Genomic DNA, 25,284 nt, shown 5'->3' on the forward strand with positions numbered 1-25,284 from the left:
AAAGATTAAATATATGGAATGGTCTCTGAGACAGGCACGCTTCCCAAAGTTCCTAATAACTTAATGCCAACTTCTCTTGCTGCAATAAGAGCTTGCCGGACTGCTCCTGAATCACCAGTGAAAGTTAAAATCACTTCATTAGTAAAACTTGTGCCTTGATTAGGAGAACTATAGCTTAATACCTCGACATTCGCTGCTTTTACAGCCGTATCCGCAAGAACAACACCTATGGCTGCCGGGGCACCAACGACTAATCCAAATGATTTGCCAACTGGCGCATTAAATGCTTTTTCACATGCATAACTTGCCCGAGCCGTATATTGAAACTCGATATGCCCTGCTTCGTTTCCATACACATCTCCAAAAGTACGTTCCAATTCTTTCAAGGCTACTTCCACTGCCCGGCGAGCATCTGCTACATCTTCAGCGCCAAAAATAATTAAGCTTCCGTGGCCAGCCCCGCCTTTCGTGTCACGTGCAAGTTCAATGGCTAAAATTTCTGTATTGGTTGCTTTCACAGCTTCATCAGCAGCTAAAATTTGCGGCCCAGCCCCAATACGTCCGCCGATAATTCCTATTGAACGATACTTTTTGTCAAGATTCATCGCCTCATGGACACTAGAATCTACATTGGCAATAACTAAACCGATCGTATCTCCTCGGCCTGTGCCAACAAACTCTGTTAAACCACAGATATTTTTTTCTTTTGATTTATTCTCTTCCGCATTGGAAGCATTCATTTTTCTCATCACTTCCTGCGTGATTTTATCAATGATTTGCTCCTTCATGCCTAACACCTCCATTGCTTCATTCTTGAACTAGTTTAGGAAGAATTCCTTCCACTTCTGTGTGCGGTCTTGGAATGACATGGATGGATATGACTTGCCCCACTTTTTCCGCAGCTGCTGCACCAGCATCCGTTGCTGCTTTTACAGCGCCAACATCGCCGCGGACCATCACCGTGACAAGCCCGGAACCAATTTTCTGGTAACCGATAAGTGTCACATTTGCCGCTTTCACCATTGCATCTGCCGCTTCAATAGCTGCAACTAACCCTTTTGTCTCCACCATACCTAATGCTTCTCGAACCATACGTGGACCTCCCTCTACTAAAATTTTTCTTTGCGTTTCCCCATGGATTTTTTGAATTCCAAGAGAATGTAACCCCTTTCAACTATATATTTATCTTAATTTGCATAAATTTTCGTGATATTTTATTGGCGTATAAGAGTAAACAATTGTGGAGTTTCGATATCAGTCTTTTATCATTTTTTATTTTTATCCTTAAATTTTTGCGTTGATAATTTTAAAAAAGATAAATTTTTGTCATCTTATAGTAAAATATTGTCCATATGAATCTTTCCCGCCTGCATTCCATGCGGTTTGACGGGTGGTTTGGTTATAGAACGTATGTTTGTTTCAAGAAATAAAAAACTCCCGATTCATCTCCCTCCTTCACTCCGTTGAGTGGAAAGAGATGAATCGGGAAAAATGTTCAAAAAACCACCTTGTTCACCGAGCATTTATATAAGCCAATTTCCATTGAGAACGCTATTATGCTTTTTTTTAGAAAGTCCCTTTTTGCTTCTTTTTCTGTATTCCGATGGGGTGATGCCCACCACTTTTTTAAAGACTTTACTAAAGTAATTAGGTTCTTGATAATTCAATTCTAAAGCAATATGGATGACTGGTAAATCTGTATTTTCTAGAAGCTCTTTAGCTTTTTGCATTTTCTTTTCTGTTACATAACTAACAAAATTCATCTTTAATTCTTTTTTAAACAGCTTACTAAGATAAAAAGGACTTATGTGAACATGTTCTGCCACTTCCTCGAGTGTGATCCCGTTTTGATAATTTTCTTCTATATAATTTAATGCTGATTGAATCACTTTTCCGTCTTGAATTGAATTTTTAGCAGTAATCCCATCTAACATACTATCAAATTTATCGTTTTCTTTCTCGTTGAATGTCATATAACGCCGGATGAGCGCAATAACATCTTCTTGATGGGAAGGTTTCATAAGAATTTCATCGGCTCCCATTTCTAGTGCGCGTTGCAGAATTTCAGAACCAAATAAATCATACCCAGATAATAAAATAATCGAATTTTTATGATAAATGCCTTTCATAAACTCAATTAAATCAAAAACATCTGTCCCCGGAATATTAATATCCAGAAAGGTTATATCCGGTTGTGTTTTGCAAAATAATTCCATCGCCTTTTTTCCAGAAGACGCCTCTCCGATGACCACTGTCTCTTTCATTTTTTTTAAAATTACTTTAAAAGCTTCCCGGACAAGATATTCATCATCAACTAGTAATATTTTTAACACAACTGGACCCTCCCCCCTCGCTAGTTTTTCGGAATTCTCATCCTTACCGTTATGCCGCCCTGTGAATTTTGCGATATGGATAATTTATATTCATCGCCATACAGTGATATTAAAACGGAATTGACATAATTTAATCCCATTCCCTTTAACCATTTTCCACCATTATTTTTACTATTATCTTCAAAAATGCGATCCATTTTTTCCTTTGCCATTCCAACACCATCATCTGAAACGACAAATACATAATCTCGGCTTAGTGAATAGCCTTTCACACTTATATTGCCATTTCCGTCTTTTGGTTCAATGCCATGAATAACCGCATTATCAATGATTGCTTGCAAAAGAAAAGGGGGAATTGTTATGGATTCAAACTCTTTGGGGATGTCGATCATTACTCGTAATCGATCATTGAATCTTAGCTTTTGAAGCAGCAAATACTTCTCAATAAACGCTAATTCCTCTTTTAACTGGACAAGATTTTGATTGTTGGTGATGATATATTTTAACATTTCAAATAAAGTTAATATCGCCTCTTGTGTTTTTGGCGCCTCCTCAATGATCGATAAACACGTTAAAGTATTCATTGTATTAAATAAAAAGTAGGGATTTAGAAGGAGATGGAGCGATTGAATTTGTTTATTCAACAGCGCTTTTTCTAATTCGGCACTAACTTTCATCTGATTAATTAATTGCTGATTTTTCTTATGTAATTCTTCATGAACATATTTCATAATTTCTCTTTCAAATATATGATTGATTACATAAAACATCATTTCTGCAGCAGCGGTGATTTTTTCATAGGATATAATAGGGATTTTCTCATACTCTTTTATTAATTCATGGTTTTCTTTCCAATCCGGCGACTCTTTCACAATATAATCCAGCTTTTCATTATCTTTTTCATCCATCCTCGCCTGCCCAACGAGCATAGAACCTAAATATTGCCCTTGTACAATAATAGGCACGGCAAAATCAACCAACCCGCAATGACAATGATACACATAAAAATGACCAATTCTCGCTGCTTCTAATCCGCCAAAGGCATCACATTTAAAACATTGTGCCATAAGGTTAGGGTCTTTCCGAACAATATTACAAAATTTAGAAAAATTACTATATTTCGTTATAGGGTTCCCGCGATAATCAACCGTTATTGCAGCCAGTCCAGTAGCTTTCGCAAAAGCATCTTGTACTTTTTGTAAAAATTCAATATCTATAATTTCTTCTAATTTCATACTATATCACTCACTAACGGTTAGTTATTTTTACTTTAACAACCAATAAAAGGAAATTAATGTCACAGAGACGGGACTAGGTTGAATTTCCATCAACTTCCTTTATTTGAACATATTATTATATTGTTCATATTTACTATATCAAATCATTATCGAAAATGATTTTGTTAATAGTGACTATTTATTGACATTATGAATATGAAGCGATACACCGATCTCAGTTTGGAAAAACGCGGATTACCGGCAACGGATTTCTTTGTTCAGCTGTTTCCCTCTGTTTGCTGTGCAACAGGCACCCGCCGGCAGCGGTTAGGATAGTCCGCTTCAAATTCCTTGCACGTTTAGTTTAATAGTCCGCCGTTACTTTTTAACTCCCGAATATATATAGTGGTTCTTGCCGAAAATAAACACTTCTTTTTCTTTAGTGAAACCTATCTTCTCTGCCACACGAATGGACGGGACATTTCTTGGAGCAATAATGCTGATCAGCTTATTTAATCCCAATCGATCAAACGCATATTCCTTGCACGCTTTAGCTGCTTCGGTCGCGAACCCCTTAGACCAATATTTTTTATTTATGTGGTACCCAATCTCCACTTCTATATTGCCATTTATTTTTTGTTTAACGAGACCACAACCGCCGATAAATTCATTCGTTTCCTTCAAACAAACCGCCCATAATCCATAGCCATCATTCCGATATCTGTCTTGATTTCGTTTAACCCAGTCTTGAGTTTGCTGAATGCTAAAGGGAGATGGATAAAACTTCATGGTTTCTGGGTCAGAAAAAATACGATGCAGAGGAATAATATCTTCATCTTCATACTGTCTTAATATCAATCTTTTTGTTTCAAGAACAGCCATTTTCCCTATCCTCTTTCTCTTTTGTATTACTTAAAAAATTGACTTTACATCTGGTGACAATTCTTTTATATGTTTTAGAAACTCTTATGCCCTTTTGCTTTTATATTTGGATTAACACGAGAACCGTTCATTAGCAATCCACGTATACGATGATCTTGCTTCGCAAATGTTATGATTAAATCCATCATTTCTTGTTCCGTTCTCATTTTCACATATATCATCCTTTTCTTTCCTATTGGCTAGTTGAGAGAATTTATACATTTGATTCTTGTTCATGTTATAAACCCAATTCTCTTAGCGCTTCCATTTTTCCTTCTTAAACCAATAAGAAAAAGGAGCTGCAAAAACAGCTCCCTTATTGATTCACACTTATTTCTAAAATAAATATGAACAAATGAACGAAATCATTACGGCTTAAAATGCTGTATAACTACTCCTTTACCGTTTTCAACTTCCACTTCTGCAAATGCTCCATGTATAAATGTGATTTGCGGAGGCACATGGCCACAGTCTATATCATAAACAATTGGAATTTGAAGTTCATCAGCGAGTTCTTTATATACGTCTTCCACAGTATAATCATCGACTGGGTGGTTTGCCGCACTACGTCCAAACAAAATACCTGAACAATGGTCAAACCAACCTGCTAGCTTCATTTGAACGAGTGAACGTCGTAAATCAGTAGTAGTTAGCTCGCAGTTTTCCAAGTACCAGATTAAAGGATCGCTATCAAAATGTTTCTTCCTAAACTCTTGCACTCTGCCATATGGAGTGCCAATAAGATGCCTGATGACATCTATACAACCGCCAAGCAACCGGCCTTTGATCTTAACATTGCCAGTTGAAATAGTTTTCCAGTATGTATCCTCTGTTAAATGAAAAACACATGGAGATGGATTATCATGTTGCCATTTCTTTTGATATTTGCTTGAAGAGTATTGGATAACGGAAGCCTCTGTTTCCGTTGATAAAACCGTTTCCCACATGGCTGTCGTCTCATCGGAGTATTCGCCTCTTAAATCTACTAGATTTGTTCCATGAGCAGTGGCTATTCCTGTGTTTAAAGTAATTGCCAACAACAGGACACTTGTATCCGAGTAACCTAATACCCATTTTTTATTTATTTTTTCAAAATCGATTTCTTCCAGTATTTCAATTAGTAGCTCACCTCCCCAAGGAGGAATGATGATATCAATGTTCTCATTTTGCATCATTTCCATAAATTCATTTGCTCTCTTTTTGGCACTAGCAGACTTCGCTTTTTCTTGTGTCCAGACCGTTTCTCCGCAAACGACTTTATATCCTTTTCTCTCCATACTTTCACAAGTTTGTTTCAACATAGGATGCAATTCTGCCTTAACACCAGAGGAAGGTGCGGTTACACCAATCGTTGCCCCTTTTTTTAAAAACGGATATTTTATCATATGCATTCTCCTGTTCTTTCCTATCTGCCTAGAATGTATTTTAGTTTATCTGTCTCGTTATTCACTTTTCGTTCTGAAGAGGCTTAAAGGAATCCAAAAGTCTGAAGCCCTTTATGCCCTTCATCACCTTATTCCTTCAGTCTAAAACTGACAATATATCATTAATTGCTTTACTTTTCAAATTATTTTATCATATTAACCATCGAAATGAATATAAGAATTAACTTGATCATGAAAGGAGAAAAATATGTACTCATTTGTGCACGAGCCAACAGGTATATTTCCATCCGTTTGTCCTCTGGATTGTCCTGATCAATGCGGGTTATTGGTACACAAGCGAAACGGAAAAATTGTAAAAATACAAGGAGATCCGGATCATCCTGTGACAAAAGGAAATATATGCAATAAAGTGCGGAATATGACTGAGCGGATTTATGACCCAAAGCGCTTGAAATATCCAATGAAACGTACGGGTGCTAAAGGTGAAGGAAAATTTGTGCGGATAAGCTGGGACGAAGCAATCGAGATAATTACTGATAAATGGAAAGAGCTGATCGAAACAGAAGGGCCTGAAAGCATTCTTCCGTATAGCTTTTATGGCAATATGGGAAGACTCAGCGCCGAAGGAATGGACCGGCGGTTTTTCCACCGGTTGGGCGCTTCCTTGCTTGACCGGACCATTTGTTCGTCAGCTGGGGCGGAAGGGCTTAAATACACAATGGGAGGCGGCTTTGGGATAGACCCGGAAGATACGGTTCATGCAAAATTAATCATCTTCTGGGGAATCAATGCTGTTAGCACCAACATGCATCAAATTATCCTTGCCCAAAAAGCCCGGAAAAATGGCGCAAAAATCATTTGTATTGATGTTCATAAAAATCAAACCGGCCAATTCGCCGATTGGTTCATTCCAATCTTGCCGGGCACCGATGCCGCTCTCGCTTTAGGCATGATGCACATTTTGTTTGCCGAAAACATGGTAGACAATGATTTTTTGGCGAAATATACAGTCGGACATGAAGAGCTGCGTGAGCACGTTGTCCAGTATGATCCTGTCACTGTTTCCGGAATTACAGGTGTTCCCGTTGAAGACATTTATAAACTCGCCAGATTGTATGGGCAAACCACTCCTTCCTTTATTCGAATCGGCAACGGTCTTCAGCATCACGACAATGGGGGCATGTGTATCCGGACCATTGCTTGCCTTCCTGCCCTGACCGGACAATGGCTTGTTAAAGGCGGCGGAGCCATCAAGTCAAATAGCGGGTATTTGGCCCTTAATAAAATGAGCTTGCAACGCCCGGATTTATTGCAAAATAAACATACACGAGTCATAAATATGAATCTGCTCGGCCAGGCATTATTGGAATTAGACCCGCCGATCAAATCCTTATTCGTGTACGGCACAAACCCTGCAGTGGTTGCGCCGGATAGCAATAAAGTAAGAAAAGGATTGGCACGAGAAGATCTCTTTGTCATCGTGCATGACTTATTTTTAACCGAAACCGCAAAATATGCGGATATTGTACTTCCCGCCACCTCTTCATTCGAAAATACGGATCTTTATACATCATACTGGCACCACTATGTCCAAATTCAGCTACCAGTGATTGAGCGATATGGAGAGTCCAAGTCAAATGTCGAAGTGTTCCAATTGCTTGCGGAAAAAATGGGCTTTGAAGATCCGTGTTTATATGAAACAGAAAAAGAAATGATTTCGCAAGCCTTGGATAATCCAAACAATCCTTGCCTGAAAGGAATCGATTACGAAACATTGGCGGAAAAGCAGTATATAAAAGCACATGTAAAACCGTTGCTGCCAGGAAAACTGCTAACTCCTAGCGGAAAAATTGAGCTTTATTCAAAGAAAATGGAACAAGATGGCTACCCTCCTTTGCCAACCTTTACGCCGCTTGTTAATGATGGCGACTTTCCGTTTTTGTTTGTGCCCGGTCCCAACCACCATTTCTTAAATACCACCTTTTCAAACAATGAAAAACATGTTTCTCTTGAAAAAGAGCCTTGCTTGCATATGAATATTCAAGATGCTCTATCAAAAGGGATTCAGGATGGTGATCAAGTCCGGGTGTGGAACCATCGCGGAGAATGTATTTTGAAAGTTTCTGTCGGAGAAAATGTACTCCCTGGTGTCGTTGTCACGCAGGGGCTCTGGGCAGATTCCCCAGGCGCGAAACATCTGGTAAACTCCCTTACCCCAGACCGAATAGCCGATATGGGCGGCGGAGCCACTTTCTTTTCTGGCCGCGTAGATGTGGAGAAACTTTAGGATGAATTTCTGCAGAAATGTTGATGGATACCATTTCTTTCGTTTATTCACTTGTATATTTCGTTATTGAATTCCTGTTTTTTACAACCAAATAAGAGTATGCAGTTGATTGAATATTAACTCATATGCAACGTTCCTTGACATGGAACCTCTGCGGTCATGATTCTACACAAAGTGTCAAGTTGTATTAAAACAAATCTTTAGTACAGTTTTCTTTAACCCGTTTCAATACCAAGGATCCTCGACAGGACAGTGCTTATCGTCCTGTCTTTTATTTTAAGAGGTATGCCATGCATTTATGCATTAAAATAGACAACTTAAAATTTGTGATTTTCCCGATAACACGATTTATTTGCTTTGTATGACAGATGAATTAAAATAAAAATATTCATAATTTTATTCTTATTGCTTAAGGAGCATTCCTGTTAGAAGTTTTTGGACTTGAATAAAAAAAGCCCTCTTGGTATGATTCGGGGGTGTCAATCGGATGAATCGCCCCCTAATTTGGATACCAAGGAGGACTATACATGCATTCTATCTCAAACAAAAAGATAAATCAAGTCACCGATCAAACGCTCGTCGTTGGCATGGATATCGCGAAAAAGAAGCATTATGCCTGCTTTGTGGATGAGCGAGGGAGGGTGTTAAAAAAGCCGTTTCCCGTTCTGCAATCGAAAGAAGGATTGGAATGGTTGTACCAGTGCATCGTGGAAGCCATGAAGGAATTTGGAAAAACCGAGGTGATCGTTGGCATCGAGCTAACGGGACATTATTGGCTGAATCTCGCCTATTTTCTTGATGAGAAAGGCATCCCTCTCGTCATGACAAATCCGATGCACGTGAAGCGATCCAAAGAGCTGGACGATAACCTTCCAACCAAGCATGATGCGAAAGATGCGCTCGTCATTGCCCGGTTAGTAAAAGACGGCCGATTCAGCTATCCGCGCATTCTCAAAGGGATGGAGGCGGAGCTGCGCGTTAGAGCGACATTTCGCTCCAAATTGGTGGAAGAACAGGGAGCAGTTCGAAATCAGATGATTCGCTGGCTCGATCGGTATCTTCCAGAGTTTACGCAAGTCTTTCCGTCGTTTGGGAAAATGGCGCTCGCGGTACTGGAATATACGCCATTTTCGAGTGATCTAGCAGGAAAAGAGCTAGAAGAGGTTCTCGCCCTTTACCGGCAAAGCGAGGGATTACAATCGCCGCAAAGGCCGAAAGCGAAGAAGCTCATAGAACGGGCCCAACACTCCATTGGCGTAACGGAAGGACAACAGATAGCCCGTATCGAAATCGCCACACTTGTCGCTTCCCTCACTACAACTAAATTTAACCAGTAGTGACCGCGAAGCGTACCCAGTCAATGTAAGATATACACATATTTAAGAAATAATGTTAGGAACTTTGTCGAAAAATATTTTTTTAACACCCCTGAAATGGCTACAACCGTTGATATATCAACATTTATAGAGGGATGGTGGTTTAAGATGAAGAAGAAAAAGTTCGCAGTTCTAGGTCTAGCTGTAGGTTTGATGGCATTTGGTGGAGCAGTACAAGCGGGTACTAGTTGGTCCAGCTACAACACAACTGTTGGAAAATTTAACGGAAGTGGGTACACAGGTTACCAAACAAAAGCTTCTTCGGGGACATATGGCGAATTGAATTCGTCTGTAGTCGGCGGTTCATACACTGTTGATGCAAGAATGCAGGCAAGTTCCGGTACGGGTTCTTGGGTCAGAAGTATTACTGATAGTGATTATCGTAAGCTACCAAACTCTGTTCCAAGCGGATTAAGTGCACGAGTTGAATTCAGCAACGATATTACAACACCAGTAGATGTTCAAGTATCAGGAACATGGAGAAGTAATTAATAGAAATTTTCTGAAAACGCTGATGTTCACTGAACATCAGCGTTTTTGACTTTTTCCATCATTACAGTTCAACAGGTTCTAATTTATGTTTATTGATACGGAACACATGATCACAAAGAATGTTAATATCTTCCTGATTATGACTTGTAAGTAAAATTGTACGCCCCTCATTCTTGAAAGATAATAATAGATTTCGAATCCTATCTACACTTTCTGCATCCAAAGCATTGAATGGTTCATCTAGTATAAGCACTTGTTGATCTTCCATAATTGCTTGAGCAATAGCTAATTTCTGCTTCATACCTAAAGAATAATGCTTAACTTTTTGTTTGGCATGTGGTTGTAACCCAACCATTTCCATTGTTTCAAAAATCTTTTCATCACTAATTTTCCCTCTGATCAGTGCTAGTTCTTTTAAATTTTGAAACCCAGTTTTATTCGCAATATAACCTGGACGATCTATAATAATACCAAAATTATCTGGGAATCTTTTGCCCTTTCCTATCTCTACCCCTTCAACAATAATTGTCCCTTCATCTGGGAATACAAATCCACATATCATCTTAAACAAAACAGATTTACCAGAACCATTTGGTCCTACAATACCGTATATTTTCCCTTTTTCCACATTTAAGTCAACACCGTCAAAAAGAGTTAACCCCTTATACGCTTTACTTACGTTTTTTAGTGAAATAATAGACATACTTTCACCCCACCTATTATATTTTTAAACTCCGTTTAAACAGGTAATTAACTACAGAAAATGCAATAGCGTTCATTACAATTAGAATTAATGTTAGGTAATACGGTGAATAATCTGCTAAGTAAACAATACCATTCAGTCCCACTGGTATTATACCTGCCACATTAACACCCGGGAGCATTAGAATCATGAACACGCTCACTAAAAGCACACCATGTATCGACTCTTTGCTTACCCAAGAAACAATAAAAACAGCAATTATATAAAAAACAATCTGTAAGAAACCGTTGATAAAGAAGTGATAAATAACTTCATATAACGGATTCGAAAGTATTGTCACATAAAAACTGGTATTCATCCCAAAACAAACAGCTATCACTAGAGAAAGCCCCATCAATGTGAATAGAAATAAAGCTACTGCTATTAATAATCTCTGCATCCAACTCCAAAACCATTTGTTTAAACTCCTAAAACGAATAATTTTATAGTAACCTAGCTGTTCAATCTCATTACTTAGAAAGAGCAATTGAACCAAATAAATGAATCCAAAGAATACAATTAAATAAAAGAAAAAAGGAATATACGCGAAACGTTCAGCGCTAACACCAATAAAAGACATTACCCAAACATCCCAAATGGTTACATCAGCAGATTTTATTAATGAGTTAGCTGTTGAACTTATACCTATTACACATAGAAAAAAATAAATTCCAATGGGTATATATGACTTTATTGATTGAACATACACTTTTTTATTTAGATCCAAAACTTGTAAAAATAAGACACTAAGTATACCAAGTACAAGGATAACAATATAGCTTAAGATTGGGGAATTAAAAGTATTAACTCCTTTGGCAATTGAAAAAAAAGTTGTTGGAGACAGAAAAGCAACTTCCCTAGGTAATAACTTAAATCCTATAATGCTTCCAAGAAAAACAATTACACTAATTAAAAGCATGAAATATTTACTTTTGGTTAATACATATACAATCGCTAAAACTATATGTAACAACGAAAATGTTAACATTAATAAAATCAACTGAGCTGCGAATGCAGATATTGGTGTTTCAAAGAACTTTACTAGCTCATAAAGAGTATTAGTTAAATGCTTGGTCCCACTAAGCTGACTCCAATCCCATGAATAAGGAAACCCTATCATCATAAACAGGGATACAAACACCCATAAGAACAATAAAGGGACAATTCTCATCCAAAAGTGCTTAAGAGAATTGTACACCCATTTTTTGAATGATCCTAAACGAATTAAAATTTGGTAATCAAAATCCATAAAAATGGATTTTATCGAAAAAATAGCACCATAGGAATAATGAAATAAACAATAAGGTACATATCATTGAGTAAACGTAAAGTAATATCCCAATTATTAAAATATACTTTCTTTTCGTAAGCAGCCTTAACAATTTCTTTTTTCAGCATAACACCATAAAAGTAAAAAATAACTCCTATCGCTAGCCATTTAATACTAATTACATCTTCAAGATATTCTTTCATACGAAAAATTCTTTGTTTCATACGTTATATCATCCATTCTTTTTGGTTTCGCATAGAGAATACAAAGATCCCTATTAAAACGATTAGTAGAAATGAAAACGGCACCAGTACAGTCCATAAAGGTTGTTCTTCAATATTGAATGGAAAAATAGTGCTCAGTGGCGAAAACATTGGTACATCGAGTACACCCGTTACGAAGTTGAAAATATGATAAAAAAGAAACGGAATCGATAAAGCCACAAAAGGATTGTTTAAGTTGAGCAATAACATAAAGGCAATAGTAGAATAAACTACTCCATTTATAGAAACCCACAAGGAATAAATCAATCCATATGTTAAATCTCCATACGATAAGAGCTGTGAAAAAGTTACGGTAGGTATATGTGCATTCTCATCTATAGGAGTATAAAGAATGATTCCTAAATTTGGTTCCAAATACACTATGAAAACAAACGGAAGGAAAATTAACAAAAATATAACGAATCCCGTCAAAAAAGCGTTCATTAGTCCTTTGCTGAGTAGATAAGTATTCAATGGAATTCTAGTACGAGTATAAGTAATAAATTTATTTCTTTGTTCTTGTAAAAAGGAAGGCAAGTAAATGATAATAGCAAGAGCAGGAAAAAGTAACGGAATAATCGCTGATACCATCTCTTGAAACACTTCAACTGGTTTATAAAACTGGTACCCTTCACTTATCATACAAAACCTTATAGTTGGTAAAAGAATAATAATAGCTATCCACATTAATAAATTTTTTACTGTACACGCTCTTTTCAGTTCAACTAATAACTGATTACGTAGCATCTATTTCACCTCTTATAAGTCTTTTGCCGATTGTTAAATAAAAAAAATAATTTATTAATTCACATGAAAGGGGTGTAACGTTAACATGACAGACAAAAATCCATTTCTAATTCCTTATCCTTCAGATGAAGAAATTGAACAACAAATATCAAAGCGTTGAACATTCTTCAAAATAATCGAAACTCTAACGATTTTGCACGACCCATCAATAAATAGATCTGACCTCTTAACTTTGGTCATTATATTTTTCTCTAATAATAGTAACCAGTTCATCGTAACCAACATTTAACGGTCTAATTTTATCAAGAAAAGTATCCAATGAATCATTAATCAAACTTGTACGAAATTCACTAATTCGTGATGTATTACTTTGTATATAACTGGGTTTACCACTTTCGGTGACAATTAGTTTTTGCCGTTCTAATTCGCTAAGAGCTCTTTGGACAGTATTAATGTTTACCCTCATCATAGAGGCAAGTTTTCTTCTAGATGGCAACCTTTCCCCTGGAGCAAGGTTGCCATTTACTATCTGATTTATGAAATATCGAACAATCTGAAATATATAAAGGGTCTCTATTATTAAAAATAATATCCATATTCTCTCCCTACCTAGGTATTTTAGAGATATCCCTCTTGCTTTTCAGCAAAAATAATACATAACCTACAACATTCAACACTACTAAACCTAGTACCCAAATTAATTTTAATCGATTCGCATGATACAATTGAATTAAGCCCCAGACGGTAAACAAAACATAGTAAATTGTAGAACCAATAGCGAATAGGAAAAAACCAATTGTACGAACATCCACTACTTCTAACGAAACAAAATATTGATCTGTTCCGTAGTACAACTCTCTTTTGAATAAAGCAGGTATCCACCGCTTATTGTCTTCAAAAGTAAAGTCAGGTTTCTGAGGATTCGATTTCCTCAATTCAGCATTGTATAAAGAAGTTCTAAGAACAAAGGATTCTTCAACAAACAGAAATTCTATCCCCTCTGAGTTCATTAATGAAAATTTTCTCCAACCTCATATCCTATTTCGGCAAAATGAGCATCATGAACATTCCCTAAGTATAATAAAAGCACTATATAAAACTAGCTATTAATATACTTGAAACTCCTATTGCTAGTAACCAATTTGCAAATGTTCTCTGACGAATTTGCATCAACGCAATTAATTTTTCTGCCTGCTCAGATCCGCCAAAACGTTCTACTGCAATTCTAAATGCATCATTTTCTGTATAACCATCCATCATTAATTCTTTTATAGATTCATTGAGATGTATACGAGTTTCTTCTTTCAATTCTCTTGTTCTTGGATGTTTTGGATCTGCCCGTTTGTATAATTTTTCAACATATTCATCAACTTATTCCATTTTTATCCTCCTTTACTTACATCTAAAAAGGCATCGATCCATTTTTTTAAAAAATTCCATTCTTCGACCTTTAGTTTGAAATAGTTACGTCCCTCATCAGTCATTCGATAATACTTCCTACGTGCCCCCGCCCCCTGCTCATCGCTCCAATAAGAAATGATCCACTTTCGTTTTTCCAATCTTTTTAAAGAAAGATAAAGGGTCGCTTCCTTCAATTCAAACGCTCCATTACTTTTAATACGAATCATCTTAGCAATTTCATATCCATACATATTACCTTTGTTTAGGAGGGATAGTATAAGCGTATCAATATGCCCCTTCAGTAATTCTTTATCAACTTCCAATCATACCCCTCCTTACAACGAAGTTTACAACCTAAAAATGTAATTTTAGGTATATTTTATAAAAAAATACCTGATAATGCAATATACTTTTTAGATAATTCCTAATATTTACTTTAATCGGTGGAATACGAATGGTTAAAAACCGTTCCGGGCTTAGGGGATGCGACTATCGTGGAACTGTTATCGGAAATCGGGAGTTTTTCCCACTCTCAGGATCCGCGCCAATTATTGAAACTTGCGGGCCTGACACTGCGGGAACATTCCTCCGGCCAACACAAAGGGCAAAAACGGATCTCGAAGCGTGGAAGAAGGCGGCTGCGCGCCCTCCTCTTCCGCGTGATGATGCCGATGATCCGCCACAACGAAGCGTTTCGGCAGCTGCACGACTATTACACGACACGGCCCGATAATCCGTTGCGCAAGAAGCAATCGATTGTGGTGTTATGTGGGAAATTACTGAAGGTACTGCACGCGGTGTGTACGAAGCACCAAGCGTTCGATGCGAAGCGAATGATGCAGGACATCTTTGGTCTTGAAACGGCGGCTTGATGCCTGCATGCCTTGTGATTTCCTAGACAATAAGGATGACACGGAGAAGCTGGCATGATACCATCCATTCGACCTTGAGTCCCTAAAGGAGCTTCGCTGGCCTCTGCCTGATGGCTAGACCGAACGAAGGAATGCAGGCACAAGGATGCCCAGAGACATGGGAGGGTTCGTCATCATCAGCGATGCAGAGATCCACGGTGCATCCCATACGCTTCCCTCACTACAACTAAATTTAACCAGTAGTGACCGCGAAGCGTACCCAGTTAATGTAAGATATACACATATTTGAGAAATAATGTTAGGAACTTTGTCGAAAAATCTTTTTTTGACACCCCTGAAACGGCTACAACCGTTGATATATCAACATTTATAGAGGGAGGATGCTTATGAACAATTTTCATTATTTTTGTCCGCCGCGCATTGAAATGGGCCCGATACAACATGCTGCTAGGCAGTTTGCTTGCAGGATTATGCTTCGGATCTGCAGACGTAGCGGCTGTCCATTGTTTAGCAGAGGCTCTAGGCGGGCTCTACGATACGCCGCATGGTGTCGCAAATGCCGTCTTTTTACCGTTTGTATTGAAATCCAATTGGCACGATATATGAAATTTGCCGCAGAATCTGATTCAGATGAAAAAGCAGTCGAACAATTAATTCAAGGTATTGAAACGTTTACTCACAGCTTGGACATTCCAAAACTAAAAGACTTGCCTGGTGTGCGTAAAGAAGACTTTGCAAAAATCGTTGAATTGGCTATGCAAAACGGATCCACTCCAAGCAATGTCCGGACCGTGACAGCCGAAGATTATCTTCACATTCTCCAAGAAGCATACAGCGCTTGAATCGTACAAGGACTTAAAAACGAAAACATCTTTTCTTCCATGTCTGGCGTTCTCCGTTTAGTAATGGGTGTCTTCTTGGCTAAAATCAAAAAAGTTATGTTAACAAAACTTTTAATCTGTAATGTAACTGTAATATAGTAATATACTTGTAACTATTTTTTATCTTCTTGTTATAGATTATCTATATTTTTTTTAAATATAATGTTTGTGTCAATAGAAAGAATTATCCAAATACACCTGGGGGGAGCGCAGCATGAAAAAATCATTTATTCTGACAGGTACCATTATAAGTTCTTTATTAGCAGACCAAACTGCTTTCGCTAGCAGTTATACCGTCCAAAAAGGCGATACACTTTGGGGAATATCGAAAAAATACAACACTACTGTAGAAACTTTAAAACAAATGAATCATTTAACTTCTGATCTTATTTTTCCTGGACAAATATTAAAAGTTGACGAAAAAAAAGATACATATACAGTGAATCCTGGTGATACCTTAAGCAAAATCGCAAAACAATTTAATACGACTGTTGATGCATTATTAAAGATGAATCCTGAGATTTCCAACCCAAACTTTATTAAGGCCGGCCAAACCATTTATGTGCCTGGATCGGTTACAGCTTCTGTGCAAAAGCAAACGGCGTCTTCGGTTTCCGCGGTATCTGCCACTTCTTCCGAAAACAGCACACAAGCTGCGAATTCTTCTTTGGCTGATCGCGTCATTCAAATTGGCGAAAAATATTTAGGTGCTAAATATTTATACGGTGCTAGCCCATCCCGCACAGATGCATTTGATTGCTCATCCTTTACGATGCGGGTATTTAGTGAGGTTGGAATTTCTTTACCTCGCAGTTCAGCGGCACAATCACAAGTTGGCACACCGGTCTCTTTCAATCAGCTTCAGAAAGGAGATCTCGTCTTCTTTGATACAGACTTCGATGGAGCGATCAATCATGTCGGAATTTATGCGGGCAACGGCCAAATGCTAAATGTTTCAACTTCCAAAGGCGTCTCTTATGCATCGATTGGTTCTTCTTATTGGAAAGAACGCTTAGTAAAAGCAGTGCGTGTCATCAATTAATCAATGAAAAAGCAATGGTGTAAACGAACATTGCTTTTTCTTACTCACCTTCCAAGCCGCAGAAAAGTTTGGCATATTGAATCCCCCGCTACCGGCGAATGCCAAGCGGGGATTTTTGTTTAAGGGCCTTAAAATTCCATCTGCTTAATACGATATGTTAACTATACGGGGGATATAAGAAATTTTTACTTTCTACTAATAACAGATATGAGATGTTATCAAAACCTAAAATAAAAAATGGCGGCAGCTTGATTTTCACTTCTTGTTTCCGCTAAAATATGATAGAATTTGCCTGGAAAATGTTTTTGATCTGGCCGTTGTTTATAAAAGCAAAGGGACATACAGGTAACCGTTTTCCTCCCCTAACATAACAAAAAATGGTGAAAATTTATATTCCTTTCTTAAAAATTTATCCAAGGGGTTGGAACAAAGATGAAAAAAACACTTTTGCGATTATTGCTCTTGTTATCCGTATTCATACTTGCTGTTGGTTGCAGTTCTAAAATACATGATGAAAATGTTAATAAGGGTATCGGCGATTTTAAAAATGCCAATTTTGCTTCCGAAAAACTTCTAAGAAGCCACTATATCAAACATGTAGTTAAACAAAAAGAATTCGGCAATATCACAATGGACGAATACTTAGAAGGGGCAAGAAAACTCATTAACTCAAAACCAGGCGGGGACATCTTAACCAAAACTCGTTCAAACGGAGATATCTTGTTCTATAATAAATCGACCAATGAGTTTGCGGTTGTTACAAAAGATGGTGTGATAAGGACTTATTTCAAACCTAAAGAAGGGATTAAGTATTTTAACAAGCAATAGGAGATGAGCAAAATGAAACATATATGTCCGGTTTGTGGTTACGACGGGTTAGAAGAAATGCCTTATGACCAAGATGGTAATCCTTCTTATGAAATATGTGATTGCTGCGGGTTTGAATTTGGATTTGATGATGATAGCGAAGGACTTTCATTTGAGGAATACCGCAAAAAATGGATTGAAGAAGGAGCGAAATGGTTCAATCCGGATATGAAACCAAAAGGGTGGGACATTAAACGGCAACTGTTAAACATTCATGTTCAGTTATAGAATTTGCTGTTTATCAGCACTGTGCCTTCTTACACTACTTAGAGTTTGAAGCTGATCATGCGCCAAAACAGTGTTTATCCTAAAAAGAGTAAACACTGTTTTGGTTGCTAACTAAATGACATTCTTTTGGCTGATTATCAACATTTTTTATGGTTGCATGTTTCTACTGTTTTGAGTTGAATTTTTCATTTAAATCGTTGTCTTGCCCCTCTGCATTAGCTGAGAGGGGAATCATTTTTCCAGGCTCGAATAAATTTCCTCTTGGCCAGCACTTGTTCCAATAACAGCCGGGCTGTCTGCTTGTTTGGGGCATGAAGAATCCCTCGAATCTCCTCCAGCAAGGCATCCTGCATATACTTTGGTGCGGCATCGAGGATGTTGCAGATAAAGTGCGTTTGGCATCGCTGCCATGTCGCTCCTTGAAAATGTTTTTCAATGGCTTGCACCAGCCCGCCGTGCTGATCCGAGATGATCAAGTCCACTCCCCAGAGTCCCCGGTCTTTCAGCCATCCGAAAAATTTGCTCCAGCTGAACTCTGATTCGCTGTTTCCAATTTGCAGGCCAAGAATTTCCCGATAGCCTTCCTCATTCACTCCCGTGGCGATCAACACGGCTCTGGAGCGCACTCGTCCATTCTCCCGGACTTTCGTATAAATGGCATCCACCAGCACAAACGGGTACACGTGTTCATGAAGGGAACGGTGATTCCAGTCTTGGATCATCGGATCTAGCCCTTTGCATAGCGAGAAGACCGTCGACTTGGAAAACGAAGTCCCACACAACTCCTCCGTGATTTGGGTGATTTTTCAGATAGACACCCCGTTCACCACCATTTCCATTAATGCCAGTACCAGAGCTTGTTCGCTTCGTTGATATCGTTGAAACAGTTCGGTGGAGAACTCCCCATCTCTGGTCCGTGGAACGCGCAAGGTCAACCGTCCCACCCGGGTTGTCAGCTGGCGTGGATACGAACCGTTTCGATAGCCTTTTCCGTTCTTCCGTCCGTTCATCACGACGTGCCCCCAGTTGTTCTTCTACTTGCGCTTCGAGGATTGGATTGAGGACTTGTTCCAGCAGCTTCGCTAATCCCTCATCTCTGGTGAATAATCCGTGCAAATTATTTACGGTAATATGATATTGAGCCATGGTTGCATTCCTCCTTATGTTTGATGTTTTTGGTCCACTATTTATTCTACCAAAGGGGAAGCAACATGGCTCTTTTTCTATTTCCCTTTTTACACAATTTATATGGACTTAACTTTAGAAAAAGCTAGAGAACGTTACTGGGGAATACAAAATGCGGTTGCAAAGGAAATTCCTTTATTATCCATTCCCTCACCAGAAGACATTAGAACGAAAATCTTCAGGAATTAGAGAATCTCTCCATAAATTGACAATCTCTCATCATCCGGATGAATAAAGTGACGCAAAAGGTCGCTGAATCGATCTTTTGCGTCAACTTTATCCATATATTTGCTGTACATATTGCGAAGTTAAGTTGATTACTCAAGATGATGGAAGCGGCAATCATCTGTTTTAGACGCTATTACTCCGCAAATCTGCTCAACCCAATTGTATCGGGCAATCTGGTCAATAGCCGTAGCCGGACCTTTATAGAGCTTTAACTCCAATATAACTCCCTTCCTCGCCAGCGGCTAAAATATCTATAAGACGGTCATCAATGGATATTCCCCTTCTCTTTATCCTGCATCACCAGTGTATCCGTCCACGTCCAATTTCCTGCAAGGAGCATGCCAAACTCCAACATTCTTGTGCTACATCGCTTATTTCAAAATCTTAAATCCGTATTTCGCAAAGATTTGCAGAGAGTCTTTTGTCTGCAGATATTGGTAGAAATCTGTAGCTTCTGTTTTATGCTTCGTATTCTTGATGATGCCAACTGGGTAAATAATGGGATCATGCATATTAGCGGATGCTGTGTCGACAATTTTTACTTTATCGGATACTTGTGCATCGGTTTTGAATACAATTCCTGCATCAACGGAATTTGTTTCCACATACGATAATACTTGACGCACGTCCTTTGTGTACACAATTTTCCCTTTTACTTTTGTCCAAAGATTTAGTTTGGCCAAGGTTTGTTTTCCGTACTGACCTGCTGGAGTAGTTTCAGGATTCCCTATTGCCAACTGCTTTACGTTGCTGTTTGCCAAAGACGGAAATCCTTTTATGGTGTCTGCCTTGTCTTTTGGAACAATAAGAACGATTTCATTTCCTAACAAGTTCTTGCTCTCTTTCTTATTAATCAATCCTTTGTCAACAAGAGGACGAAACTTATTTTCAGCAGCCGAAAAAAACAGATCTGCCGGCGCTCCTTGTTCGATTTGCTGTTGTAATGCGCCGGAGCTTCCAAAGTTAAATGCTAATTTTATATTTTTATGCTCTTTTTCATACTTTTTCTGAATTTCCGTCAAAGCATCTTGTAAACTGGCTGCTGCTGAAATGGTTAATGTTACTGTCTTTTTCGATTCCTGTTTTCCCGCTTGATTCGTGCAAGCGAAAATAAAGAGGAGTGAAGCACACAAAAGCACACTCATAATGATGCGAATAGAATGCTTCATACTTCTGTCCCTTCCTTTCTTGTATATCATTAGCATAAACTTATTATAATTATTTATAACTATTTTATACAATATATAATTAAACAACATTAGATATAATTATTTATTATTATATAGAACTATTAATATTTTAATATTATCAGATAGAAAAATCAGATTATTGCATCCGTCCGGTATTCTCAAGATCATTTCGTTTTTTTATAATCCTGCTTTATATATCAGCAAAAAAAACAAAAGCCAGAGATTTCACAAGAAACCTCTGGCTTTTAGTGAATTTGTTTCATAACTTCATGTTTCATAAACCACTTGTCCAGTTTGTGATAAATCATAACCGCCTAATGCTTCCAAATCGCTTTTAAAGTCATCAGACCTTAAAATTTGCAGGACTTGGCTAATTAATTCTCTATTCTCATCGTTCTTTAAAATAACCAAATCATACTTTTCGTTCACTAACGGAATGAAATCCACATTTTTTACTAAGTTAGCGCCTCTTTCAATTCCTACTCCGACATCAGCCTCCCCCTTGGCAACAACACTTGCGACACTTACATGATTTGTCACCTCATGGTCATAACCATTAATTTCAGATACAGGTATGCGATGCTTTCGCAAACTTTCATCCAGTAACACCCGCGCCCCTGACCCTTTTTCGCGGTTGACGATTTTTATATCTTTTCTCCTTAAATCTTCCCAATGCTTAATATTCAATGGATTTCCTTTTTGGACATAAAAGCCTGCTTTTCTTGCTAATAAACGAATCACGATATATTGGAAATTCACTAGTATCTTACTGATATACGGAACGTTATATTCACCGGAAATTCCTTCGATTAAATGCGTGCTTACAATATCTGAATATCCCTGATACATCGAAATGAGACTTTCTAAGCTTCCGACATAAGAGCGCAGCGGCCGAAACCGTTTTGAGGATTTTTCTAAGTAGTTAGCCAAAATATCTAAACTTATATCTTGGCCGCTTATGATTAATTGTCTCACTTGCGGATACCCTCGTGCTTCACTCGTTGTTTCTTTATTTAATGGTTGTGAGGCGGTTGGCTGTAACTTTCCTTTTGCCCTTTTTATATATGCTTCAAGATCGGAAGGATCAATTCGCATTTGCCGTCCGACACGATAAGCAGGCAATAAACCTTTTTTTACTAAATCATATACGGTTAATTTTGAAACTTTTAATATGTTTGCAACTTCCTCGGTTGTATAAGAATGGCTTTTTTCCATACTACTTGCTCCTTTTATTTAGCAAAATTCATTATAAGTAATTATATTTCGATAATTCGATATGAAGATATCTTTGTATGAAACAGTTTCGATTTCATCTTATTATATCATGTTTTATTTGGCTCATTGAGCCCAACATTTGTATATTGCTGCTTCAAAGCTTACAATCATTGAAATGGAAAACTCGAACCAAAAACGAACAATTCTCGCCTGCAAAACCGGAAACAGTGAATCAGCATTCATCCGGAGCAAGTTTTTTGGACGGATGAGAAACATCGGAGATTTCAGGAGTAGACTTTGACTTGGATCAGCACGGCTGGCTTGTCCACATTTCAACATGGCAGCGTGCCAAATGCACTTTATTTGCAATATTCTTAACGAAGTTTATATGCAGCACCAACCAAGAAAATCTCTTTTTGTTGGTGCAGATTTTATAAAACGACAGAATTTTACCTGCAATGTGAATTTTTTTCAACGGTTGAGGCACCTTTACCATACAGGAAATCCGCATTTTCTATACTGTCTTATCATAAAAACATGCGGCCAAGTACATTTTGTGGCGAAGCGCCAAATGTTCATCACCACAAGATGTACTTGATTTTTAAAGTTGAGGCATCATGTCCATTTATTTACAACCTTAGGTTTAAAATTCTCCATCAATTGATAAAGAGTAACCACATTGTCAGCACTTATAACTAATTTTAGATTTTCAGGCTTGGCAAAACCTTTATCGACAGTATGTTCTAACATTTTTATGAGAGGATCGAAAAAGCCGTTGACATTAAGTAGACCAATTGGTTTATTATGTATACCTATTTGCAACCAAGACAGCACTTCAAAAAGTTCTTCATACGTGCCATAGCCTCCTGGCATGACAATAAATCCATCGGCTAACTCATACATTTTCGCTTTGCGTGTATGCATTGTATCTACAATAAAGAGTTCACTGATATTGTCATGTGCCAGTTCCTTGTCTTTTAAAAACTTGGGGATGATCCCAATAACACGGCCTTTATGGCTTAAGACGGCATTGGCGATTTCCCCCATTAACCCCGCCTTCCCTCCTCCGTAAATCAGGGATATTTTTTTACTGGCAAGGAACTTTCCAAGCTCTCTGGCTGCTTGCCTATACTCCATGTCGTTCCCATAGTTTGAACCACAAAATACACAAATGGATTTCATCTTTCTCCCCTTCCCCGCTGATTATTATTCCAATTACTTACAGGAACACTCTACATATTAAGCGGTATTGGAGAGTAAGTCAAGACTTTATGGAAATTAGAGCTTTCATTTCAAAAAGTCAATGATTAGTTTTGCGAACCTGTCAAACAAGAGCTTCCCGGCTTGCTTTCCTCATTCTCCGAACAGTATCACTTTTTACTATGCTGATGCCTTTTCTGGCAATTTACATAAATGAACGAGTTGAAACCGCCTGGCAAGTCGGGCTGGTGATGTCTCTATCTCCTCTTGCAATGATAATAGGATCGTTTGTTGTAGGAAGAATTTCTGATTTGATTGGCAGAAAACCGGTCATGGCTCTATCCATGATCGGAAATGGCCTCTTTTTGTTGGGATATATCATTTTCGATCATTTCTTTGCCTATTGTTTTATTTCTTTTGGCGCAGGATTCTTCAATGCTTTTTTCCATCCTGCTGCGGCTGCTATAGTAGCTGACGTAACGCCAGACAATCAGCAAACGGAAGTATTCGTTTTTTTAAGAATGGGCATGAATATTGGGGTTGCGGGCGGTCCCCTGTTAGGCACCTCCGTCTTGTTTTTTTCTAAAAATCTCATTTTTATTCTTGCAGCTGTTTCCCTAATTCTATATGGGATTACACTTGCTTTGCTGCTTGAAGAAACTCTTCACAAAAATCTCAAAGCAGAAGAGACGAAGAAGAACATTACCGAAGGAACATCCAAAACTTTCATCACTTTGTTAAGCGACAGAATTTTGCACTTTTTTATCATCGCTGGATTGCCTATCGCTCTAGTATTTTCGCAAACGGAAGGAATGCTTCCCCTCTATTTTGATAAGGAAATGCCGTGGTTTAAGGGATCAGAAAATCCCTATCCGTATCTGATGGCCTATAATGGTCTTCTTGTAACTACCATGCAATACGCGGTCACCAAATGGGCTTCGCCACGCCCAATGGGAACCATGATGCTGGGAGGAAGCATTATATTTGGATTAGGTATCATTGAAATTGCTTGTGTAACACATTATTTTCACCACTTAACATCCAGCTGGTCAACCATGATGGCACTTCTGCTATTTGGATATACCATACCTTTGGAGAAATGATTTTGCTTCCTGTTCAATCTACGTTTATCCTCCGTTTGGCGCCGAAAAGTTTACGCGGCACCTACTCGGCGCTTCCAATCTACACATGATATTAGGCTGCATGATTGGCCCTGCTCTTTCCGGATACTTTTTGGATATGAGACAGGGATTCCAATTTCTATTATTAATAGGTTTCGCCTGCATATTTTCTGGACTTGCCTATGTTCTGATCAGCCGGTCAGTGGAGTTAAAAAAGTCATTTTCCTCTTATAGCAAATAATTACAAAGACTTTCTTTCACTTGGGAGAAAACAGATCAACCTCCGATGCACCACCTGTAAAACGTGGTGCATTGCCCGTTCCATATGTCATGTCACAGCAAGATAATTACTCTTGCTTTACTAAATCTATTCTGACATGTCCATAAGTACAAGAATCTACTTTTTGATTCATTCTTTTAGTAAACAAAAATACATAATAATTCCTGTAGCTTTAGGACAAGGTCTAAATCGTAGTTAGGGATAGCTCTCCCATATAAACAAACAATATTGTAAAAAAACTGTAGCACTTTGCACGAAAGGAAATCTAGTTATTGTCGGGGTATAAAAATTATTATTACCAATTATTTTAATCCCAATTTCTATTACTCATTTAAAGTCGCTTTTCGACAGTATCAGGCAAGTATTAGACTGACGTTTACCACTCGCCTTAATCCCTTAATAAGAATCATACTAACGCAACATAACTGATCTTTTATGTGGAATAAAACAGATGGTTTTAATCTTGAAACATATGGCATCTCGTTTACATACTCTTCTATGAAATATAATTTTATTAGCATACATCCGCATAATTATTGGA

23 protein-coding genes and 5 pseudogenes are annotated in these 25,284 nt (G+C 38.0%); 9 read left to right on the forward strand and 19 right to left on the reverse strand.

Annotated elements, in window-relative coordinates; all coding sequences use genetic code 11:
• Window positions 1-5: 5 nt before the first annotated feature.
• The 7 genes and pseudogenes from pduB to AOT13_RS13145 form a co-directional block, all read right to left on the reverse strand.
• Window positions 6-740 carry a propanediol utilization microcompartment protein PduB gene (pduB, locus tag AOT13_RS13115; protein ID WP_418304034.1) on the reverse strand — a complete coding sequence of 245 codons (735 nt, stop codon included), beginning with the start codon at window positions 738-740 and terminating at the stop codon, window positions 6-8.
• A gap of 67 nt (window positions 741-807) precedes the next feature.
• A complete protein-coding gene (locus AOT13_RS13120; RefSeq protein ID WP_003250379.1) occupies window positions 808-1,092 on the reverse strand; it encodes a BMC domain-containing protein in 285 nt (94 codons plus the stop codon).
• Between the two features lie 431 nt (window positions 1,093-1,523).
• Window positions 1,524-2,333 (reverse strand): helix-turn-helix domain-containing protein, encoded by an 810-nt coding sequence (locus AOT13_RS13125; RefSeq protein WP_003250376.1) that lies wholly within the window; start codon window positions 2,331-2,333, stop codon window positions 1,524-1,526.
• Window positions 2,334-2,353: 20 nt separating this feature from the next.
• Complete coding sequence (locus AOT13_RS13130; protein ID WP_003250374.1) at window positions 2,354-3,568, reverse strand: PocR ligand-binding domain-containing protein; 1,215 nt, start codon at window positions 3,566-3,568, stop codon at window positions 2,354-2,356.
• 360 nt (window positions 3,569-3,928) lie between these two features.
• A complete protein-coding gene (locus AOT13_RS13135) occupies window positions 3,929-4,432 on the reverse strand; it encodes a GNAT family N-acetyltransferase (protein ID WP_013876896.1) in 504 nt (167 codons plus the stop codon).
• 98 nt (window positions 4,433-4,530) lie between these two features.
• Window positions 4,531-4,638, reverse strand: a pseudogene (locus AOT13_RS13140) (aminoglycoside 6-adenylyltransferase); the annotation flags it as partial.
• Window positions 4,639-4,839: 201 nt separating this feature from the next.
• Window positions 4,840-5,856, reverse strand: coding sequence for a S66 family peptidase (locus tag AOT13_RS13145; protein WP_042386044.1), 1,017 nt, complete (start codon window positions 5,854-5,856; stop codon window positions 4,840-4,842).
• A gap of 247 nt (window positions 5,857-6,103) precedes the next feature.
• Between AOT13_RS13145 and AOT13_RS13150 the strand changes: the two genes are divergently transcribed.
• The 3 genes and pseudogenes from AOT13_RS13150 (at window position 6,104) to AOT13_RS13160 (ending at window position 10,011) form a co-directional block, all read left to right on the forward strand.
• The gene (locus AOT13_RS13150) at window positions 6,104-8,143 is read left to right on the forward strand and encodes a molybdopterin-containing oxidoreductase family protein (RefSeq protein ID WP_013876894.1); all 2,040 of its coding nucleotides are present in this window, start codon (window positions 6,104-6,106) and stop codon (window positions 8,141-8,143) included.
• 527 nt (window positions 8,144-8,670) lie between these two features.
• Window positions 8,671-9,447, forward strand: a pseudogene (locus AOT13_RS13155) (IS110 family transposase); the annotation flags it as partial.
• A gap of 180 nt (window positions 9,448-9,627) precedes the next feature.
• Window positions 9,628-10,011, forward strand: a complete 384-nt coding sequence (locus AOT13_RS13160; protein ID WP_042386046.1) for a hypothetical protein — start codon at window positions 9,628-9,630, stop codon at window positions 10,009-10,011.
• A 61-nt stretch (window positions 10,012-10,072) separates the two neighbouring features.
• Here AOT13_RS13160 and AOT13_RS13165 read toward each other — a convergent pair whose 3' ends face one another.
• The 8 genes from AOT13_RS13165 to AOT13_RS13200 form a co-directional block, all read right to left on the reverse strand.
• Complete coding sequence (locus AOT13_RS13165) at window positions 10,073-10,714, reverse strand: ABC transporter ATP-binding protein (RefSeq protein ID WP_042386047.1); 642 nt, start codon at window positions 10,712-10,714, stop codon at window positions 10,073-10,075.
• A gap of 16 nt (window positions 10,715-10,730) precedes the next feature.
• Window positions 10,731-12,002: a hypothetical protein gene (locus tag AOT13_RS13170; RefSeq protein ID WP_042386049.1), complete on the reverse strand. Its 1,272-nt coding sequence runs from the start codon at window positions 12,000-12,002 to the stop codon at window positions 10,731-10,733.
• An 11-nt stretch (window positions 12,003-12,013) separates the two neighbouring features.
• Window positions 12,014-12,247: a hypothetical protein gene (locus AOT13_RS13175; protein WP_042386052.1), complete on the reverse strand. Its 234-nt coding sequence runs from the start codon at window positions 12,245-12,247 to the stop codon at window positions 12,014-12,016.
• A gap of 3 nt (window positions 12,248-12,250) precedes the next feature.
• Window positions 12,251-13,033 (reverse strand): ABC transporter permease, encoded by a 783-nt coding sequence (locus AOT13_RS13180; protein ID WP_042386054.1) that lies wholly within the window; start codon window positions 13,031-13,033, stop codon window positions 12,251-12,253.
• Between the two features lie 226 nt (window positions 13,034-13,259).
• Window positions 13,260-13,529: a GntR family transcriptional regulator gene (locus AOT13_RS13185; RefSeq protein ID WP_232511529.1), complete on the reverse strand. Its 270-nt coding sequence runs from the start codon at window positions 13,527-13,529 to the stop codon at window positions 13,260-13,262.
• 109 nt (window positions 13,530-13,638) lie between these two features.
• Window positions 13,639-14,043: a hypothetical protein gene (locus tag AOT13_RS13190; protein ID WP_042386057.1), complete on the reverse strand. Its 405-nt coding sequence runs from the start codon at window positions 14,041-14,043 to the stop codon at window positions 13,639-13,641.
• Window positions 14,044-14,122: 79 nt separating this feature from the next.
• Window positions 14,123-14,341 (reverse strand): permease prefix domain 1-containing protein, encoded by a 219-nt coding sequence (locus tag AOT13_RS13195; protein WP_042386059.1) that lies wholly within the window; start codon window positions 14,339-14,341, stop codon window positions 14,123-14,125.
• Window positions 14,342-14,415: 74 nt separating this feature from the next.
• Window positions 14,416-14,757, reverse strand: a complete 342-nt coding sequence (locus AOT13_RS13200) for a PadR family transcriptional regulator (RefSeq protein WP_042386061.1) — start codon at window positions 14,755-14,757, stop codon at window positions 14,416-14,418.
• 117 nt (window positions 14,758-14,874) lie between these two features.
• Here AOT13_RS13200 and AOT13_RS13205 point away from each other — a divergent pair.
• The 5 genes and pseudogenes from AOT13_RS13205 to AOT13_RS13225 form a co-directional block, all read left to right on the forward strand.
• Window positions 14,875-15,306, forward strand: a pseudogene (locus AOT13_RS13205) (IS110 family transposase); the annotation flags it as partial.
• A 429-nt stretch (window positions 15,307-15,735) separates the two neighbouring features.
• Window positions 15,736-16,148 (forward strand): annotated as a pseudogene (locus AOT13_RS13210) (dehydroquinate synthase/iron-containing alcohol dehydrogenase family protein); the annotation flags it as partial.
• A 253-nt stretch (window positions 16,149-16,401) separates the two neighbouring features.
• Window positions 16,402-17,229 carry a C40 family peptidase gene (locus AOT13_RS13215; RefSeq protein ID WP_042386071.1) on the forward strand — a complete coding sequence of 276 codons (828 nt, stop codon included), beginning with the start codon at window positions 16,402-16,404 and terminating at the stop codon, window positions 17,227-17,229.
• Window positions 17,230-17,661: 432 nt separating this feature from the next.
• Complete coding sequence (locus tag AOT13_RS20825) at window positions 17,662-18,057, forward strand: hypothetical protein (RefSeq protein WP_080695394.1); 396 nt, start codon at window positions 17,662-17,664, stop codon at window positions 18,055-18,057.
• 12 nt (window positions 18,058-18,069) lie between these two features.
• Window positions 18,070-18,324 carry a hypothetical protein gene (locus tag AOT13_RS13225; protein WP_003250361.1) on the forward strand — a complete coding sequence of 85 codons (255 nt, stop codon included), beginning with the start codon at window positions 18,070-18,072 and terminating at the stop codon, window positions 18,322-18,324.
• A 266-nt stretch (window positions 18,325-18,590) separates the two neighbouring features.
• Here the strand turns inward: AOT13_RS13225 and AOT13_RS13230 are convergent.
• The 4 genes and pseudogenes from AOT13_RS13230 to AOT13_RS13245 all read right to left on the reverse strand — a co-directional run.
• A pseudogene (locus AOT13_RS13230) lies at window positions 18,591-19,470 on the reverse strand (IS256 family transposase); the annotation flags it as partial.
• Window positions 19,471-20,108: 638 nt separating this feature from the next.
• The gene (modA, locus tag AOT13_RS13235; protein WP_013400798.1) at window positions 20,109-20,906 is read right to left on the reverse strand and encodes a molybdate ABC transporter substrate-binding protein; all 798 of its coding nucleotides are present in this window, start codon (window positions 20,904-20,906) and stop codon (window positions 20,109-20,111) included.
• A gap of 288 nt (window positions 20,907-21,194) precedes the next feature.
• On the reverse strand, window positions 21,195-22,142 hold the full coding sequence (locus AOT13_RS13240) for a helix-turn-helix transcriptional regulator (RefSeq protein ID WP_003250355.1): 948 nt from the start codon (window positions 22,140-22,142) through the stop codon (window positions 21,195-21,197).
• A gap of 615 nt (window positions 22,143-22,757) precedes the next feature.
• Window positions 22,758-23,324, reverse strand: a complete 567-nt coding sequence (locus tag AOT13_RS13245) for an LOG family protein (protein ID WP_013400795.1) — start codon at window positions 23,322-23,324, stop codon at window positions 22,758-22,760.
• Window positions 23,325-23,530: 206 nt separating this feature from the next.
• On the opposite strand from AOT13_RS13245, the gene AOT13_RS19155 reads away from it, so the two are divergent.
• Window positions 23,531-24,445 carry an MFS transporter gene (locus AOT13_RS19155; protein ID WP_157777087.1) on the forward strand — a complete coding sequence of 305 codons (915 nt, stop codon included), beginning with the start codon at window positions 23,531-23,533 and terminating at the stop codon, window positions 24,443-24,445.
• Window positions 24,446-25,284: the final 839 nt, after the last annotated feature.

Source organism: Parageobacillus thermoglucosidasius, assembly GCF_001295365.1.
Classification (GTDB): Bacteria; Bacillota; Bacilli; order Bacillales; family Anoxybacillaceae; genus Parageobacillus; species Parageobacillus thermoglucosidasius.